General features: G+C 38.6%; 15 protein-coding genes. 7 read left to right on the top strand and 8 right to left on the bottom strand.

Translation table 11 applies throughout. The features are described 5' to 3' along the window. From trhA to BVC88_RS09495, 4 genes are all read right to left on the bottom strand, one after another. Window positions 1-636 (bottom strand): PAQR family membrane homeostasis protein TrhA, encoded by a 636-nt coding sequence (gene trhA, locus BVC88_RS09510; RefSeq protein WP_075350444.1) that lies wholly within the window; start codon window positions 634-636, stop codon window positions 1-3. An 84-nt stretch (window positions 637-720) separates the two neighbouring features. Continuing rightward, window positions 721-1317 carry a DUF2911 domain-containing protein gene (locus tag BVC88_RS09505; protein WP_075350443.1) on the bottom strand — a complete coding sequence of 199 codons (597 nt, stop codon included), beginning with the start codon at window positions 1315-1317 and terminating at the stop codon, window positions 721-723. Between the two features lie 95 nt (window positions 1318-1412). Then, window positions 1413-1775: an SdpI family protein gene (locus BVC88_RS09500; RefSeq protein WP_075350442.1), complete on the bottom strand. Its 363-nt coding sequence runs from the start codon at window positions 1773-1775 to the stop codon at window positions 1413-1415. Between the two features lie 50 nt (window positions 1776-1825). Further along, on the bottom strand, window positions 1826-2650 hold the full coding sequence (locus BVC88_RS09495; protein WP_075350441.1) for a sugar phosphate isomerase/epimerase family protein: 825 nt from the start codon (window positions 2648-2650) through the stop codon (window positions 1826-1828). A gap of 140 nt (window positions 2651-2790) precedes the next feature. On the opposite strand from BVC88_RS09495, the gene BVC88_RS09490 reads away from it, so the two are divergent. Continuing rightward, window positions 2791-3831, top strand: a complete 1041-nt coding sequence (locus tag BVC88_RS09490) for an NHL repeat-containing protein (RefSeq protein ID WP_075350440.1) — start codon at window positions 2791-2793, stop codon at window positions 3829-3831. 141 nt (window positions 3832-3972) lie between these two features. Further along, window positions 3973-5268 carry a sensor histidine kinase gene (locus tag BVC88_RS09485; RefSeq protein WP_075350439.1) on the top strand — a complete coding sequence of 432 codons (1296 nt, stop codon included), beginning with the start codon at window positions 3973-3975 and terminating at the stop codon, window positions 5266-5268. On the opposite strand, the gene BVC88_RS09480 is transcribed toward BVC88_RS09485, so the two are convergent. Genes BVC88_RS09480 through BVC88_RS09470 form a run of 3 tightly spaced genes read right to left on the bottom strand, consistent with a single transcriptional unit; the run spans window position 5265 to window position 7938 of the window. After that, on the bottom strand, window positions 5265-5825 hold the full coding sequence (locus tag BVC88_RS09480) for a LutC/YkgG family protein (RefSeq protein WP_075350645.1): 561 nt from the start codon (window positions 5823-5825) through the stop codon (window positions 5265-5267). The two genes, BVC88_RS09485 and BVC88_RS09480, sit on opposite strands and share 4 nt — an antisense overlap. Next, window positions 5822-7180, bottom strand: coding sequence for a lactate utilization protein B (locus tag BVC88_RS09475; protein ID WP_075350438.1), 1359 nt, complete (start codon window positions 7178-7180; stop codon window positions 5822-5824). Before BVC88_RS09475 ends, BVC88_RS09480 begins: the two co-directional genes overlap by 4 nt. Further along, complete coding sequence (locus tag BVC88_RS09470; RefSeq protein WP_075350437.1) at window positions 7177-7938, bottom strand: (Fe-S)-binding protein; 762 nt, start codon at window positions 7936-7938, stop codon at window positions 7177-7179. Before BVC88_RS09470 ends, BVC88_RS09475 begins: the two co-directional genes overlap by 4 nt. Before the next feature lie 885 nt (window positions 7939-8823). Here BVC88_RS09470 and BVC88_RS09465 point away from each other — a divergent pair. From BVC88_RS09465 to BVC88_RS09445, 5 genes are all read left to right on the top strand, one after another. After that, entirely contained in the window at window positions 8824-10164 is a 1341-nt protein-coding gene (locus tag BVC88_RS09465; RefSeq protein WP_075350436.1) for a Spi family protease inhibitor, read from the top strand. Further along, a complete protein-coding gene (locus tag BVC88_RS09460) occupies window positions 10161-11189 on the top strand; it encodes a PD40 domain-containing protein (RefSeq protein WP_075350435.1) in 1029 nt (342 codons plus the stop codon). The genes BVC88_RS09465 and BVC88_RS09460 overlap by 4 nt, the downstream gene beginning before the upstream one ends. A 352-nt stretch (window positions 11190-11541) precedes the next feature. Further along, window positions 11542-11769 carry a hypothetical protein gene (locus tag BVC88_RS09455; RefSeq protein WP_075350434.1) on the top strand — a complete coding sequence of 76 codons (228 nt, stop codon included), beginning with the start codon at window positions 11542-11544 and terminating at the stop codon, window positions 11767-11769. After that, entirely contained in the window at window positions 11766-12539 is a 774-nt protein-coding gene (locus BVC88_RS09450; protein ID WP_075350433.1) for a hypothetical protein, read from the top strand. The genes BVC88_RS09455 and BVC88_RS09450 overlap by 4 nt, the downstream gene beginning before the upstream one ends. Further along, a complete protein-coding gene (locus tag BVC88_RS09445) occupies window positions 12508-12765 on the top strand; it encodes a PD40 domain-containing protein (RefSeq protein ID WP_075350432.1) in 258 nt (85 codons plus the stop codon). Before BVC88_RS09450 ends, BVC88_RS09445 begins: the two co-directional genes overlap by 32 nt. A 334-nt stretch (window positions 12766-13099) precedes the next feature. On the opposite strand, the gene BVC88_RS09435 is transcribed toward BVC88_RS09445, so the two are convergent. Beyond that, entirely contained in the window at window positions 13100-13849 is a 750-nt protein-coding gene (locus BVC88_RS09435; RefSeq protein ID WP_075350430.1) for a hypothetical protein, read from the bottom strand. Window positions 13850-13952 lie beyond the last annotated feature (103 nt).

Here is a 13952-nt window from a genome sequence, read left to right as displayed (position 1 = left end):
CTATTCTAATAATTTCCAAATCGCACAGAAATGGCTTGCAGTTCCCAAAAGAACAAAAACATGCCAAATGCTGTGATAGTAAGGCTTATTGCTTTGGACATAAAAATAAACTCCAATCGTATAGCTCAAGCCTCCAATCAAAATCCAAATAAGCGTCTCACCGCTTAAGTTTTCCCACATGGCTTTGAGTAGAAAAATTGAAATCCAACCCATTGCCAAGTAAAGTCCTACAGAAATAAACTTGAATCTGCCTGCAAAAAAGAATTTAAAAATAGAGCCTACCAATACAAAGCCCCAAAGGATAGAAAGAAACATCATAGCCTTTTTTTCCTCCAAAACTGTCAAAATCATAGGGGAGTAGGAGCCGGCAATCAGGAAGTAAATCGAAATATGATCAGCTTTCTGAAAATGGTCTTTTCTGTGTCCCGCTTTTGAAAGGTGATAAAGAGTCGAACTCGAATAGACCATCAAAATCCCCAAAGAGAAGGCAGCGCAGGCGATTAGCAAATCAATGTCACCTAGTTCATTTGCACGGAAAAGTAAAAAGGGAATACCAATAAGTCCCAAGAAAAACCCAATTCCATGGGAAAGGGAATTGAAATATTCCTCTTTTTCGGTTTGTAGTCTCTTAGGCATTCGCGGCTATTTTAAAGCAAAATACCCGAATCAGATGATTCAGGTATTTTGTTTTTAGATTTATCAATTTAGGTTTCTGATTTTTTAGAATACACTTTTGAAGCCTTCCATTTTCTGATCCACCTGAGTGTCTACCATAAAGGAAACCATTACACCTTCCCAAGCCATGGTGATTTTTGCTATTTTGTTGTCTTCAGCAGAAATATGGTATTGCAATCTTTCTGTTTTTCCACCGCGGGTAGTCATGCCTTTGAATGCTACAGCATCATCTTTTGCCACTGCCTCTTCGTCGATTTTACCATCTTTCATATAGGCAAAAACAGAAGCCGCTTTGCTGTTTAAATGCACCATCCAATCACCTGATTCGATTGGAGTCATGAAGATGGAATACTTACCTGCACGTAGGTTTTTTCCGCCCACGCTTACCGGAGTACTGAACTCGATGATGGTTTGATTATTAGCTCCAGCTCTCCAAGTCACACCGTATTTTTCGATTTCTCCGAAGATTTTACGGCCTTTTACAGCAGGGGAGGAATAATCAATGTTGATTTTGGTGAATCCTACTACTTGTGACACGCTAGCTGCTGGGCTAGGAGCAGGAGATTGAAGCTGTGCAAAAGCAGAAAATGTTGCTGCCATAAAAAAGGCTAAAGCAAAGAATAGAGTTTTGGTGTTTTTCATTTGAGTTTAGATTTATTAGTCCGAAAGCTAACTAATTATCCGTAAAGGATGTTTGGAAACTTGACTTCTAATCGGTCATACTTTTTTTAAGCTGCTCATTTGCCAAATTTTTGCTTTAAAGATTTTTCTACGGAATAGATCAATAAACTACATGAAGCAAGTACCCAAATCATCCCAAGGTAAAAATCCCATGGATCGCTTAAAGGGATCACTAGGCTAATCAGACCAATAAGGAATCCTATTTTCCCAAATCGACTCATTTTTTTTCCTGCTTCTACTTGGGCAAAGTCCCAAGTTTCCTGCTTCTTCATGGATCTGGTTGTACGATATCCAGCTAAACCATTGATGTCCGAAGGCGGGTGATTCATCATTAGCCTTCCGACAAGAAAATAGACGATCCCTACAGATATTGAAATCCAAACAAATTGGTTAGTGAAGTAGAATGGAATGCCAGCCATTTATATTCGATACTTGCTTTTTAACCTTGCAGATACTTTTAGCAAAAACGTTATTTCAAAATCGACTTAATAAAAGCCACGCTTTGTGGGATCTGCTCAACGGATCTCGAACTTTCATCTTCGATTGTCAAGTAAGCAGTACCTTGTTTTTGAGCTTCTTTAATTATTCCTGCGATATCAATATCTCCCGTACCAAGCACAACATTTGCTTCTACATCTCCATGACCATCCTTTGAGCCAAGAGTGCCCTTAGCCCGGTCTTTAAGGTGGAGCATTGGGAATTTCCCAGGGTAGGATTTCATGATTTTCAACGGATCCCCACCTCCCATTTTTACCCAAAACACATCCATATTGAATGCAAAATTCTTGGCGTTTTTCAGCATGTAATCCATTGGCACCATTCCTTCATCTTTCACAAATTCATAACCATGGGGATGATAGAGTAAGGTTATTCCTTCCTTTTTGAGTTCCGCCCCGGCTTTGTTAAAAAGCTCCGTTGCTTCTTTGATTTTGGCTAAAGAAATCGGTCCGTCTGGATGGGCTATCCAATAACAGGTGGCGTATTTGGCACCGGCTTTTTTAGCATTGTCAATGATGGGTTGCAAGTCTTTGCTTAATTCATCGTATTCCGCTCCTACACCAATGGTTTTAAGGTTATTATCCGCAAGGATTTTTTGGTATTCGGCTTCTGACATTCCATATCCTCCTCCCCCCTCCAAGTTGGTAATACCCATTTCGGGAATCATTTTTAGGTATTTTACTGGATCGACTTTCATCTCATTTCGAAGTGAATACATCTGCAAGGCAATCTCTTGGGCTGAGCCAGTAAAAGGGGAAACTAACATGAGGCTGATTATAAGAATTTTAAATTTCATAGTAGGTTGATTTTGGGATGGTCTAATCTAGCTAAAAACATTAAAATTTATTCGAAATTCAGTAGTAAAGTCCTTTTTTGGAAGATCTTTTTTCAGTTATCCGGAAGGAAATCTTAAATTGAAAGTCTAGCAGCACTCAAATGAACTCACGAAGAAAATTTATCCAAAACTCCTCTCTATTAGGATTAGCTATGAGCATCAAACCTGACTTTTCTCTTTTTGCAGCCCAAGACCAAATCTTAGGTCATGGTGATTTTAAATATAAAATAGATCCTACCTGGGGGAATTTAGATCCAGCAAAAGTTCCGGTTGTGAATTGCCATGAAATGGTAATGGATCGAAAAGGAAGAATGATTATGCTGACAGATGAGGCTAAAAATAATGTGATCATTTACGATCAAGCCGGGAAATTATTGGATACCTGGACGCTGAATCTGGATCGAGCTCATGGACTTTCCATCGTTGATGAAGGAGATGCAGAATACCTTTGGGTGGTGGATAATGGAGGAAGAGTATTGAAGACCACGTTGTCAGGTACGATTGTCGCTGAAATAGCATCCCCTCTTTCCGAAGGAATCTATGAAGAAAAAATGCGCTGGGTACCAACAGAGACAGCAGTCGCTCCAAATGGTGATTTGTATATTGCAGACGGGTATGGTTCCCAATACTTTTTGCAATACGATAAGAATGGAAATTTTATCCGAAAATTTGGAGGCCCGGGTCAAGGAGACAGTCAGTTTAGTACGGCTCACGGGATTGCTGTAGATCAGCGGGGAGGTAAAGAGCCGACCTTGCTCTGTACCTCAAGAGGTCATAATTCTTTTAAGAGATTTACTTTGGATGGGAACTATTTGGAAACAATTTTCCTGCCTGGGGCATTTGTATGCAGACCTGTAATTCACGGAGAAAATCTTTTTGCAGGAGTATGCTGGTCCCGATTGAGATATTTGGAACAGACCGATAATTCAGGTTTCGTAACCATTTTGAACAAGGATAACAAGGTCGTTTCCAATCCTGGAGGGACTGCTCCGGAATACCGCGATGGCCAACTCCAATTGATGGTTCAGTCTGAACCGGTTTTTAAGCATTGCCATGACGTATGCATCGATCAAGATGAAAATATCTATGTCTGCCAATGGAATGCAGGCAAAACCTATCCGATCAAATTAACCCGAGTTTAATCCATTTCTACAGAAAAATAGATTTTGAGGGTAAATAGCTTGCTTACATATTTTTTCATTGAGAATCTGTAGGGTAGCGATTTATTCCCAAGAATTTCTCTATTTTTAGTTTTCAAATCTTTATAAATAATTGAATAGTAAATGAGACTTTTTGGGACTCAGGACCTAGGTAATAATCTTGATCAGCTTCAAAACAGGATTTCTCTGTTATTTGCCCTTCTTGCTGGGTTTTTGATGATTTTTTTGGGTTTGTCAGATTTGGTAATTGGGCTTGATCCCTTCATTATAAAAGCAAAATTCTTTTTTGCGATACCTTATTTAGTTGGGTTTTGGGTCATGTGGAGGTATGGATACTTTCAGCAGATTATCCAAGTGATGATTTTTGTAGGCTTAATTTTAGTTGCTATTAATTATATCAATAACGAAGGTTACCAAGGCCCAACATTTTATACCATTTTTATTTTTATAGTAGGAATTGGGATTTTGATAAAGGGATGGCCAAAAATCGCTTGGTTACTTTTTACATTTATGCTCTACAGCCTTCTTTTTTATGGTGAAGTCCATGGTTGGTTTATTGTTCCACAGCATTACCCTGATCTTGAAAGTCTTTATTGGGATCATTTGATTACCATTTGGTGGACAGGGTTATTTTCTTTTCTGGGTATTCAAATATTTTTGAAGAATTATAGGGCACAAAATGACAGCCTTAGACTTATTCAGATTGAAAGAGAGCTGGCAATGAAGGAGTTAGATTCTTTGAATACCAAAAAAAATCAACTCATTGCTTTGCTTTCTCATGACCTTAAAAATCCTATCGGGATGCTTGGTCAGACTTTGGAGCTTGCAGATAAAGGACTATTTGAGGAAGGTGAAATGGAAGGGATTCTCAAAAATCTTAAAAACCAAAGTTATCATTTGTCTGGAGTGCTGAATAATACCTTGAATTGGGTTTTAGCAGAATTGGAGGACAAAGAGTTGGAAACAGAAAAAGTGAGCTTGTATAAATTTACTGATGAGATGAAGGAAGGGATGCTTTCTCAGGCAGTAGTAAAAAATCAAACTATTGAGTTTAAGAAATCCGGTAATGACCTGAATATCGAACTTGAGGCTTCTGAAATTCAGATTATTTTAAAAAATCTACTTGATAATGCTATTAAATTCACACCTGTGGGAGGTGAAATCGAATTTGAATTGATTTGCTCAGAAAAGGAAGTAAAGTGGATTGTCAAAAATGAAGGAAAGGAGATTCCTCAAAAAGAGGAAATAACCTTATTTGATTTCAAGGTGAAGACTACTTATGGTACTTTGCGGGAGAAAGGAACAGGAATTGGACTTCCGCTTTGTAAAAAAATTGCAGATAAATTAGCGATGGAATTGGGTTTTTCTCGCACAGATTCTGGTAAAAATAGCTTCTTTCTGACCAAAAATCTAGCTTAAACCAAAACCACCATCAAGCTTTTTGCTCCATGAGCGCCTATCACGAGGGATTGCTCAATATCCGCAGTCTTAGAAGGTCCAGCGATAAATAATCCAAAACCTGAATATTGGCTTCCAATCCTATTATAAGCCTGATGCATGGTCGACACCAATGATTTGCTATCTAAAACAATCACCAAATGCTCGGTAATAAAAGGAATTGCCCGCAAGCCTAAATCCGAATCTTCCAGCCAAATCGCCCCATTCTCTGCCACTCCAAATTGACCTTTTAAGATTGCCAAATCCAGTTTTGCGAAAGTATGCGAGTCCGTGGGCAAAGCTTGATTTGCTAAGTTTGAAAACTCTGTAACACTGGAATAAACAGTGGGATACACGCCTGACTCTAACTTTGAAATCAATTCATCAGGAGTCAAAATCTCACCTTTGTTTCCAAGAATCGCAGTCCTAAACCTATCGACTAGGTTTTCTGCTCCTTTGAAATCCGGGATTTCAGGCAGTGCTTTTTGAGCTAGGTTTAAACTTCTGATTTTTCCAAGTATGGAATCTCTACTGCTCATGATCGATTCTTTTGATACCATTCTTTGAAGCTTTCTTTTGGGACAGTAGGCAAATCTCGCTGCTTGCCCCAGACATTCAATGGGTTGTAAATCATTGATTTTGGAAGGTTTTTTAAAGCCAGTCGCATCATTTTTCCGGAATAGTTATAAGCTAATGGACTTTTGAAAATCCCATTTCCAAGCATCATTGATAATTCTTTTACTGAAGTTCCCTGAGCTTTGGTGATTTCCTGACGCCAGCGATAAAGCTGCTCGTGGATGTTAATCTTTACTGGACAGACATCTGTGCAACTCCCACAAAGTGTGGAGGCAAAAGGCAAACTGCTGTGCTTTTGTAAATCCAAACCTGGTGAAAGAATCGATCCAATCGGACCAGGAACGGTACTTTTGTAGCTGAACCCACCACTTCTCCGGTAGATCGGACAGGTATTCATGCATGCACCGCATCGGATACATTTCAGGGAGTTTCGGAAATCCTCACGCCCCAACTGTGCTGTTCGACCATTATCTACCAGGATGATATGGATTTCCTTTCCGGCCTCCGGACTTCTGAAATGTGAATTGTAATTCGTGATATTTTGACCTGTTGCGGATCGGGCGAGCAATCTCAAGAAAATGCCGAGATGTTTTCGTTTTGGGATAATCTTTTCGATTCCCATACAGGCAATGTGGGTATCTGCTAGATGCACGCCCATGTCGGCATTACCTTCATTGGTGCAGACCACAAATTCGCCAGTCTCGGCCACCCCAAAATTCACTCCCGTGATGGCGACTTTAGCTGCGAGAAACTTCTCCCGAAGGTGATGTCTAGCGGCCTGCGTCAAGTAATAAGGATCTTCATTGCCCTTTTCCGTCTGAAGCTTTTCATGGAAAAGCTCGGAGATTTCCCCTTTTTTAAGATGGATTGCTGGCAAAACGATATGACTGGGAGGCTGACCGAGAAACTGTACAATCCGCTCACCTAAATCGGTATCGACTACTTCGATCTCATTTTTCTCCAAAAAAGGATTCAAATGACACTCTTCTGTCAAAATGGATTTACTCTTGACGATGGCTTTACATTCCTTTTCTTTTAGAATAGAAAGGACGATCTCATTATGCTCCTGAGCATTGGCAGCCCAATGCACTTTGATTCCATTCTTAGTTGCATTTCGCTCAAATTCTTCCAGATAATCCGCCAGATTCCCAAGCACATTATCCTTTATCGAGGAAGCTAATTCCCGCAATTCCTCCCACTCTGGGACGGAATGGCTCATTTTATCTCGTTTGTCCCGGATAAACCAAAGGGTGTCATCATGCCATTTTGATTTGGCAGGATCTTTTAAAAACTCCGCTGCTTCCTGTGGATGACTCATGACATGGCTTCGTTAAGGATTTCAGCGAGATGCTTGAATTTGAGATTTTGGTTTTGACGCTGAGCGATCCCCTGCAAATGCATGATGCAAGACATATCACCTCCGGTCAAAATTTCAACTTGATGTGCATGGTGATCATCCAATCGATCCTTTCCCATCTGCACCGAAAGGGCCTCTTCACTTACTGCGAAAGTTCCTCCGAAACCGCAGCATTCATCTGTCCGTGTCAACTCCACCCATTCTAAACCTTCCAGATTCTCCAATAGTTTTTTGGCTTTGCTGAAAGGCTTTTCATTCAATTCTGAGCTGGATGAAAGCCGCAGGCCACGCTGACCATGGCAGGAAGAATGGTACCCGATCCGATGTGGAAAGCTTCCGTCTATCCGTTCGATTTTTATAATATCGGTGATAAATTCCGTGAATTCGAAGATCTTATCATGAAGTTCAGCTTGCTCTTTCTCCAGACCTTCGACCTTTGGCGAGTGCTCCTTGACATGTACCACGCAACTTCCGGAAGGAGCCACGACGTAGTCATATACAGCAAACGTTTCGATAAAATGCTTGGTCGTCCCCACCGTATCCCGCTCAAATCCTGCATTCGCCATCGGTTGGCCACAACAGGTTTGATTCATGGGATAGCTGACTTGGCAACCCAATTTTTCCAAAACTGCTAAAGTGGAGATGGCTACATTGGGATAAAATTGATCTACGTAGCAGGGGATAAAGAGGGCGATATGTGGTTTTGGTTTGATACTCATCTGGGGGAGTAATTTAAGCAGTCCTTTGGAAAGGCCAACTATAATATCCCTCGAATCCTTAAGTTTATTCGGGGAGATTACTAGCCACTAGATAGCTTTGTACACTCTTTTTTCTATCCTTTGCTGTCGGGTGATCAAATATTCATTTTTTTAAAACCGCATAGTTTTTAAAGTCAGAAAGATGATATCAGAAATCTGACATTTCCAGAGCCGCGGTTCGTGTCTCACGAAACGCAACAGTAAGAGAGCATGAAAATGATTTTTTTTAAACCGCTAAGTTCACAAAGGTTTAATAGTAGGACGCAAAGGTCTTATTTGAACCACATAGTTTTTAAAGTCAGAAAGCAGAAATTCTGAAAACCTGAAATTACCCAACACCAGCGGTGGTGCATAGGTCGAAACCTAGCGTCAGCCATCCGTCGGTCTCCCACCCGGGATCATTTTTTGGAATACAAATGCTATTGCGGGAGGATGGAAACGGATTTTTTTCAAACCGCTATGGACACAGAGAATTTCAACAAGGGACACAAAGGCTTTAAAAATCTAAGACCTGACAGGTTTTGAAAACCTGTCAGGTCTTTTTTTTAGATACTGAATTAGGTATGACTTTCAGCCGTCGCTTCATTAATCAGCATCACTTAGCTGCGGTTCGTGTCTTTCGAAACGCAAAAATACGAGAGGATGAAAATGATTTTTTAACCACATAGTTCACAAATCTACATAGTTTTTAGAGTCAGAAAACATAAAATAGAAGCCTAAAAAAATCGAAGATCAAGCTGAATCTGTGCAGATTAAGCAAATGTTAAATTTCTAGTTTATTTGTCCGTTCATTTGTAAACTAAAAAAAGAATCTTTAGATTTTATAAATTTTTAAACAAACTTTTTATGAAAACAATCAAACAATCAAACAATCAAACAATCAAACACAGCTTTAAACTGCTTGGAGTGCTGTTTTTCCTCCTAGCCAGCTGCCAGTCTGAATCCGATTTTTCGGATGCCCCGGTGGATACTTTGGCAGAAGCTGAAGCATCTTATAAAGTATCAGCAGATCTTGCCAAGCAGATTGCTTTGGGATTTTTTAGCTCTGACTCTAGCTATATCGCAGGAAGGAAGACTAACAGATCTCCCAAAATCCGGGAAGTTGCTAGAGTGACGCTTTCTGATACGCTTGATTTTGAAGCTTTCGTAATTAATGAATCCGAGGGGTTTGTGATGATAGCTGGTGATTCTAGAATTATGCCAATTCTGGCATATTCTTCTGAAGGTGAATTGACCGCAAAAAATCTCGAAGAAGTCAACGGGCTGAAAGTATGGTATCAAGAAACGATGAAACAGATTGATCAAGAATTGAAAGAAATTAAAAAAGTCCACCCAATTGTATATAATGAGTGGAAGAAATATTCGGAGGGATATGATCCGAAAGGTAGAATATGGGATAATGCAGTAGCCAATAACCCAAATTCTAATTGCTATGCATGGTATCAATACGGTCAGTTTATGTGTAATCCATATATGACTTTATCAGAAAGACAACCACTATATAGCAATCAAATTTCTTGGGGTCAATCAGGGGTTTCAAATCACTTAGCCCCAACTAATTTACTGAGTAGTTGCGGATGCAATGATAGAAGTCCTATTGGCTGTGGTGCAGTAGCAATAGCTCAAACGCTTTGGCACTTTAAGCCGGGATCATCCTATTCATATAGTTTAATGCCTCGATATTCAAACACTCCTTGTGCTCCATCTACATCGGGTCAAACTAGCCTAGCTTTATTAATGTATAATTCAGCTATTGCCGCAAATACCACTTTCAATTTTGCGGGAACATGTAACGGTTTGACATATCCATGGAATATAAGTTCTGCATTGACTTCCATGGGATTACAAAATGGAGGGAATACGTCAAATTTTAATCCATGGACCCTTAAAAATGAGTTATCGCAAGGTTATCCAGCAATATTTTATGGCAGAGATTCTTTGCTCGAATGGCATATTTGGACAAGTGATGGCTATAAGCAACATAACTACAAAGCATACGATTGTGACTTAGATGGATGTATGGAATGGTCTTACACTTGGTATTTTATGAATTGGGGATGGAATAATTCTAATTTAAATGGAAGCCCTATATCATCTAATGGTTATTATAGTAGTGGGGTTTATACACCTTACGGATCTTCAAGCACCTATAGCAATAGTTTAAAAATGATAACTGGAATCCGATGAAAAATTTAACTAAGTTCCTTGTAATCTTAGCATTATTAGGTTGTAATGAGGATTTACCCTTCGAGACAGGTTTTTTCCCTGAAGATCCTGTAAACTTGGTTGAGTTGAATACTCAATATGATGAGATGAATTCAAACTATATCCCTACTACTACAAGCGAAGAAGCCCAGTTGATTTTTTCCAGTAACTCTAAGAAATTGGGTAAAGATTTTAACTTTGAAGCGAAGTTTATAAGGTTTGTTTGGAGTAAAGAAGTGGGAAACTTAACTCACCAAATTTTGACCAATAACACTGAGGGATACAGTGATTTCTACAACAAAGTTCAGGAGCTACAGACCGATTGCAATGAAAAAGGTCCTTATTCTTATTTTGAGAAAAGAGGACAATCAGGATTGCGCTACATGCTCTTTTCTCGGGATTGTGGAGGGAAATATAAAATTGTGGGAAGAGAGTTTTCGGAATCAAGTTTTTCAGGTCGATTAGCTACTGAAGAATCTTCATTGAGACTGTTTGAAGATAATTCCAATGAAATGTATCCAAGCTTCATGGGTAAGGATTTTTCTAAAGAATTGAAAAACTCAGAAATCCCTAGACCAGAGCAGCTGGTCTTTTCGTCTGATAAATCTGGGAATTTTAAGTTATATCAGTTGAATATTCCAGCTAACCAAAGCCCGTTTGATTTTCTCACCTCAGCCTCATCGAAAGCTATTAGTTTGATAAATGAATTGAATTCTGAAGGCAATGATCATTCTCCATTTATCAATGGGGAGTTAATGCTATTTGCCTCTGACCGAGCTGGTGGATATGGAGGCTATGATCTTTACTATTCCTTGTTTATAGGCGGCAAATGGACGGAAGCTATAAACCTAGGTCCAAAGATTAACTCTGAATTTGATGAATTTCGTCCGATTTCAATAAGAGAGGAATACTCAGGATTTGAAAATAGTCTGATGATCTTCTCTTCCAATCGCCCGGGAGGCTTAGGTGGATTTGACTTGTATTATGTGGGGATTCGGAAGTTTTAAAAATCTCAGACCTGACAGGTTTTCAAAACCTGTTAGGTATTTTTTTTAGATACTGAATTAGGTATGACTTTCAGACCTTGCTTCATTAATCAACACCGCTTAGCTGCGGTTCGTGTCTCACGAAACGCAAAAGTACGATAGGATGATATTGATTTTTTTATTTGAACCAAATAGTTCACAAAGCCACATAGTTTTTAATTCAGAAAGCTTAAAATAGATACCTAAAAAAAATCGAAAATCAAGCTGCCCCTGAGCAGGTTAAGCAAATGTTAAATTTCTAGTTTGTGTGTCCATTCGCTTGTAAACTAAAAATAAAAGCTTTAGATTTTAATCACTTTTAAACAAACTTTTTATGAAAACAATCAAACGCAGCTTTAAACTGCTTGGACTGCTGTTTTTCCTCCTAGCCAGCTGCCAGTCTGAATCCGATTTTTCGGATGCCCTGGTGGATACTTTGGCAGAAACTGAAGCATCTTATAAAGTATCAGCAGATCTTGCTAGTCAGATTGCATTGTCGCCATATGGCTCAAGTGGATCCAACTATAATAATAACTTAAAAATGATAACTGGAATCCGATGAAAAATAAAATAAGTTTTTTGCTATTTATTATTTTGATCCAATCCTGCAATCAGAATAATTATCCTGTTGGAGTCTTCCCAGAGGAAGCGATGAATCTGTCAGTGGTCAATTCTGTATTAGATGATATCAATTCGGATATTCCTACCATTAATCACGAGATTAAACTTGTTTTCTCATCTAATAGACAAGGATCTCAACCGAATCATTTTAATCTTGTGGAATCCAACCTTCTCTTTTATTGGGATAAGTCAGAGGGGTTTATGACAGTTGATAAAGGGAATACCTTATTTGATACGGAATTGAGGGATTGGGTTCGAAGAACGGAAACCTCATTCAATGAGAAAGGCCCTTATAGCTTTGTGGAATCTGAGAATAATCGGGTTTTACTCTTTAGCCGTGACAATGCCGAAGGAATTTATTCCATCTATGCTGAACCGGAGAAAGCCAATTCTAACCCAAATGCACGTACGAATCAAAAATTTCAAATCTTTGAAGAGTCGGCAACTGAGATGTATCCAAGCTTTTATGGTAAAAACTTCTTGAAAGGGGCTGATATTACCAGTCAAGGGAAGCCGGAAAAACTGCTTTTTTCCTCAGACAAAGACGGTGGTTTTGATATCTATGAGCTGGATATCCCATCGAATGTGTCAGTCATGAATTACCTGTTTGATTCCAAGCCAAAATCTCCCACAAAAATCTCGATTAATTCGAGTGCCAACGACCACATGCCTTTTGTCTATGGCGATATGCTGGTTTTTTGCATCGGATAGGCCCGGAGGTCTTGGAGGATTTGATTTGTATTATTCATTCAAAACTGCCTCCGGTTGGTCAGATCCCGTGAATTTCGGACCTAGCATCAACTCAGCTCAGGATGAATACCGACCGGTAGTTTCTGATCATCCAGATTTCTCCAATCGCCTGATGATCTTCTCTTCCAATCGCCCGGGAGGCTTAGGTGGATTTGATTTGTATTATGTGGGGATACTAAAGTTTTAAAAATCAAAGACCCGACAGGTTTTTTAAACCTGTCGGGTCTTTTTATTGAATCTGATTTAGCCACCTCTGGTTAGAATAAATTTAAACCCTAGACACAGTTTAATGAACTATTCCTTTTTCTCTCCTAATTTTGTTTTTTTATCGCTCTTAATAATTTTGACATATGGAAATACAAAATAAATACTAAGCAAGAAAAACAATATCGGCAATTGTATTTCACGTATCGATATTACCCCATCAAGTAAACCACTCCAATTTACAGTCGCAAAAAAGATTCCAGAGAGTGTTGAATTTATTAATATCAACAAAAACAAAGTCAACTTTGATAGCTTTATCATTGGAATATAGCGTCTGCACATCCATCGCAAGCTGCTGCTGCACTGTCGATGGCTATAATATGTAAAAGAATAGCCCCACCGCATGCCAATACTGTAGCACATGATGACAGGCTGGCAGTTGCAGCGGTTAAGGCTATAATTGCACCTGCGCATCTCCATCCTGAATCACAAGATATTCTCGAATTTAAGTTTAGAAATTCGTTTTTTCCAGAAACAAATAATTTTGGATTGGAAAATTCTAAAGCTTTAATCAAATTTATAAACCTGTTTTTCTTCAGAAACTCTTCTTGAGTTAGGTTTAGGTTTAAAACTTTACTTTCATAATTTTTTATTGCTAAATCAAATCCTAGTGACTGCAAATCTTCATAGAACATGTTGTTTAATTCAACTTCTTGTAAATCAATCCAACCTTGTTTTAAACTAGTTTCAAATATCAGTTCTCTGTCTTTGTTAATTAACTCAAAAGCAGAATCCGTAAATTTTACATCAGTACCAAGTCTATTATTTATTTCAATAAGGAAGTTCTTACTAAAAATGACCTTTTCATTGGGGTTTAATCCTTTAGGCATTTGTAAATCTTCAACAATTGAAAGATTTTTTTTAAAAAACTCAAATGTACTATAGTTGAATTCGTGTCTTTCTAAAAAATGGTAGTCTTTTTCCGTAACACAGGATGGTAAAAAAAATAGATTTAATGCGATCATAAGAGCCACACTATGGCTCTTGAATACTTTCAATTTTTTCATATAATTTTTTTTAGTTAAAATATTAGGTTATACCCTTAAGTTAGTGGAATGTATATATAAGGTCCTTTAAAATATAAAATACATATACTTTGGGTAGCTATTA

Source organism: Algoriphagus marinus (assembly GCF_001936475.1).
GTDB lineage: Bacteria > Bacteroidota > Bacteroidia > Cytophagales > Cyclobacteriaceae > Algoriphagus > Algoriphagus marinus.
Note: the sequence above shows the minus strand (reverse complement) of the source record. Positions and strands in the feature narration are given on the sequence as shown.

Coding starts and splice junctions, on each gene's coding strand:
- BVC88_RS09455 (WP_075350434.1), top strand. CDS start 11,542: ATGAAAACAATCAAACGCAGCTTTAAACTGCTTGGACTGCTGTTTTTC.
- BVC88_RS09475 (WP_075350438.1), bottom strand. CDS start 7,180: ATGAGTCATCCACAGGAAGCAGCGGAGTTTTTAAAAGATCCTGCCAAA.
- BVC88_RS09460 (WP_075350435.1), top strand. CDS start 10,161: ATGAAAAATTTAACTAAGTTCCTTGTAATCTTAGCATTATTAGGTTGT.
- BVC88_RS09490 (WP_075350440.1), top strand. CDS start 2,791: ATGAACTCACGAAGAAAATTTATCCAAAACTCCTCTCTATTAGGATTA.
- BVC88_RS09480 (WP_075350645.1), bottom strand. CDS start 5,825: ATGAGCAGTAGAGATTCCATACTTGGAAAAATCAGAAGTTTAAACCTA.
- BVC88_RS09500 (WP_075350442.1), bottom strand. CDS start 1,775: ATGGCTGGCATTCCATTCTACTTCACTAACCAATTTGTTTGGATTTCA.
- BVC88_RS09450 (WP_075350433.1), top strand. CDS start 11,766: ATGAAAAATAAAATAAGTTTTTTGCTATTTATTATTTTGATCCAATCC.
- BVC88_RS09470 (WP_075350437.1), bottom strand. CDS start 7,938: ATGAGTATCAAACCAAAACCACATATCGCCCTCTTTATCCCCTGCTAC.
- BVC88_RS09505 (WP_075350443.1), bottom strand. CDS start 1,317: ATGAAAAACACCAAAACTCTATTCTTTGCTTTAGCCTTTTTTATGGCA.
- BVC88_RS09495 (WP_075350441.1), bottom strand. CDS start 2,650: ATGAAATTTAAAATTCTTATAATCAGCCTCATGTTAGTTTCCCCTTTT.
- trhA (WP_075350444.1), bottom strand. CDS start 636: ATGCCTAAGAGACTACAAACCGAAAAAGAGGAATATTTCAATTCCCTT.
- BVC88_RS09435 (WP_075350430.1), bottom strand. CDS start 13,849: ATGAAAAAATTGAAAGTATTCAAGAGCCATAGTGTGGCTCTTATGATC.
- BVC88_RS09465 (WP_075350436.1), top strand. CDS start 8,824: ATGAAAACAATCAAACAATCAAACAATCAAACAATCAAACACAGCTTT.
- BVC88_RS09445 (WP_075350432.1), top strand. CDS start 12,508: ATGGCGATATGCTGGTTTTTTGCATCGGATAGGCCCGGAGGTCTTGGA.
- BVC88_RS09485 (WP_075350439.1), top strand. CDS start 3,973: ATGAGACTTTTTGGGACTCAGGACCTAGGTAATAATCTTGATCAGCTT.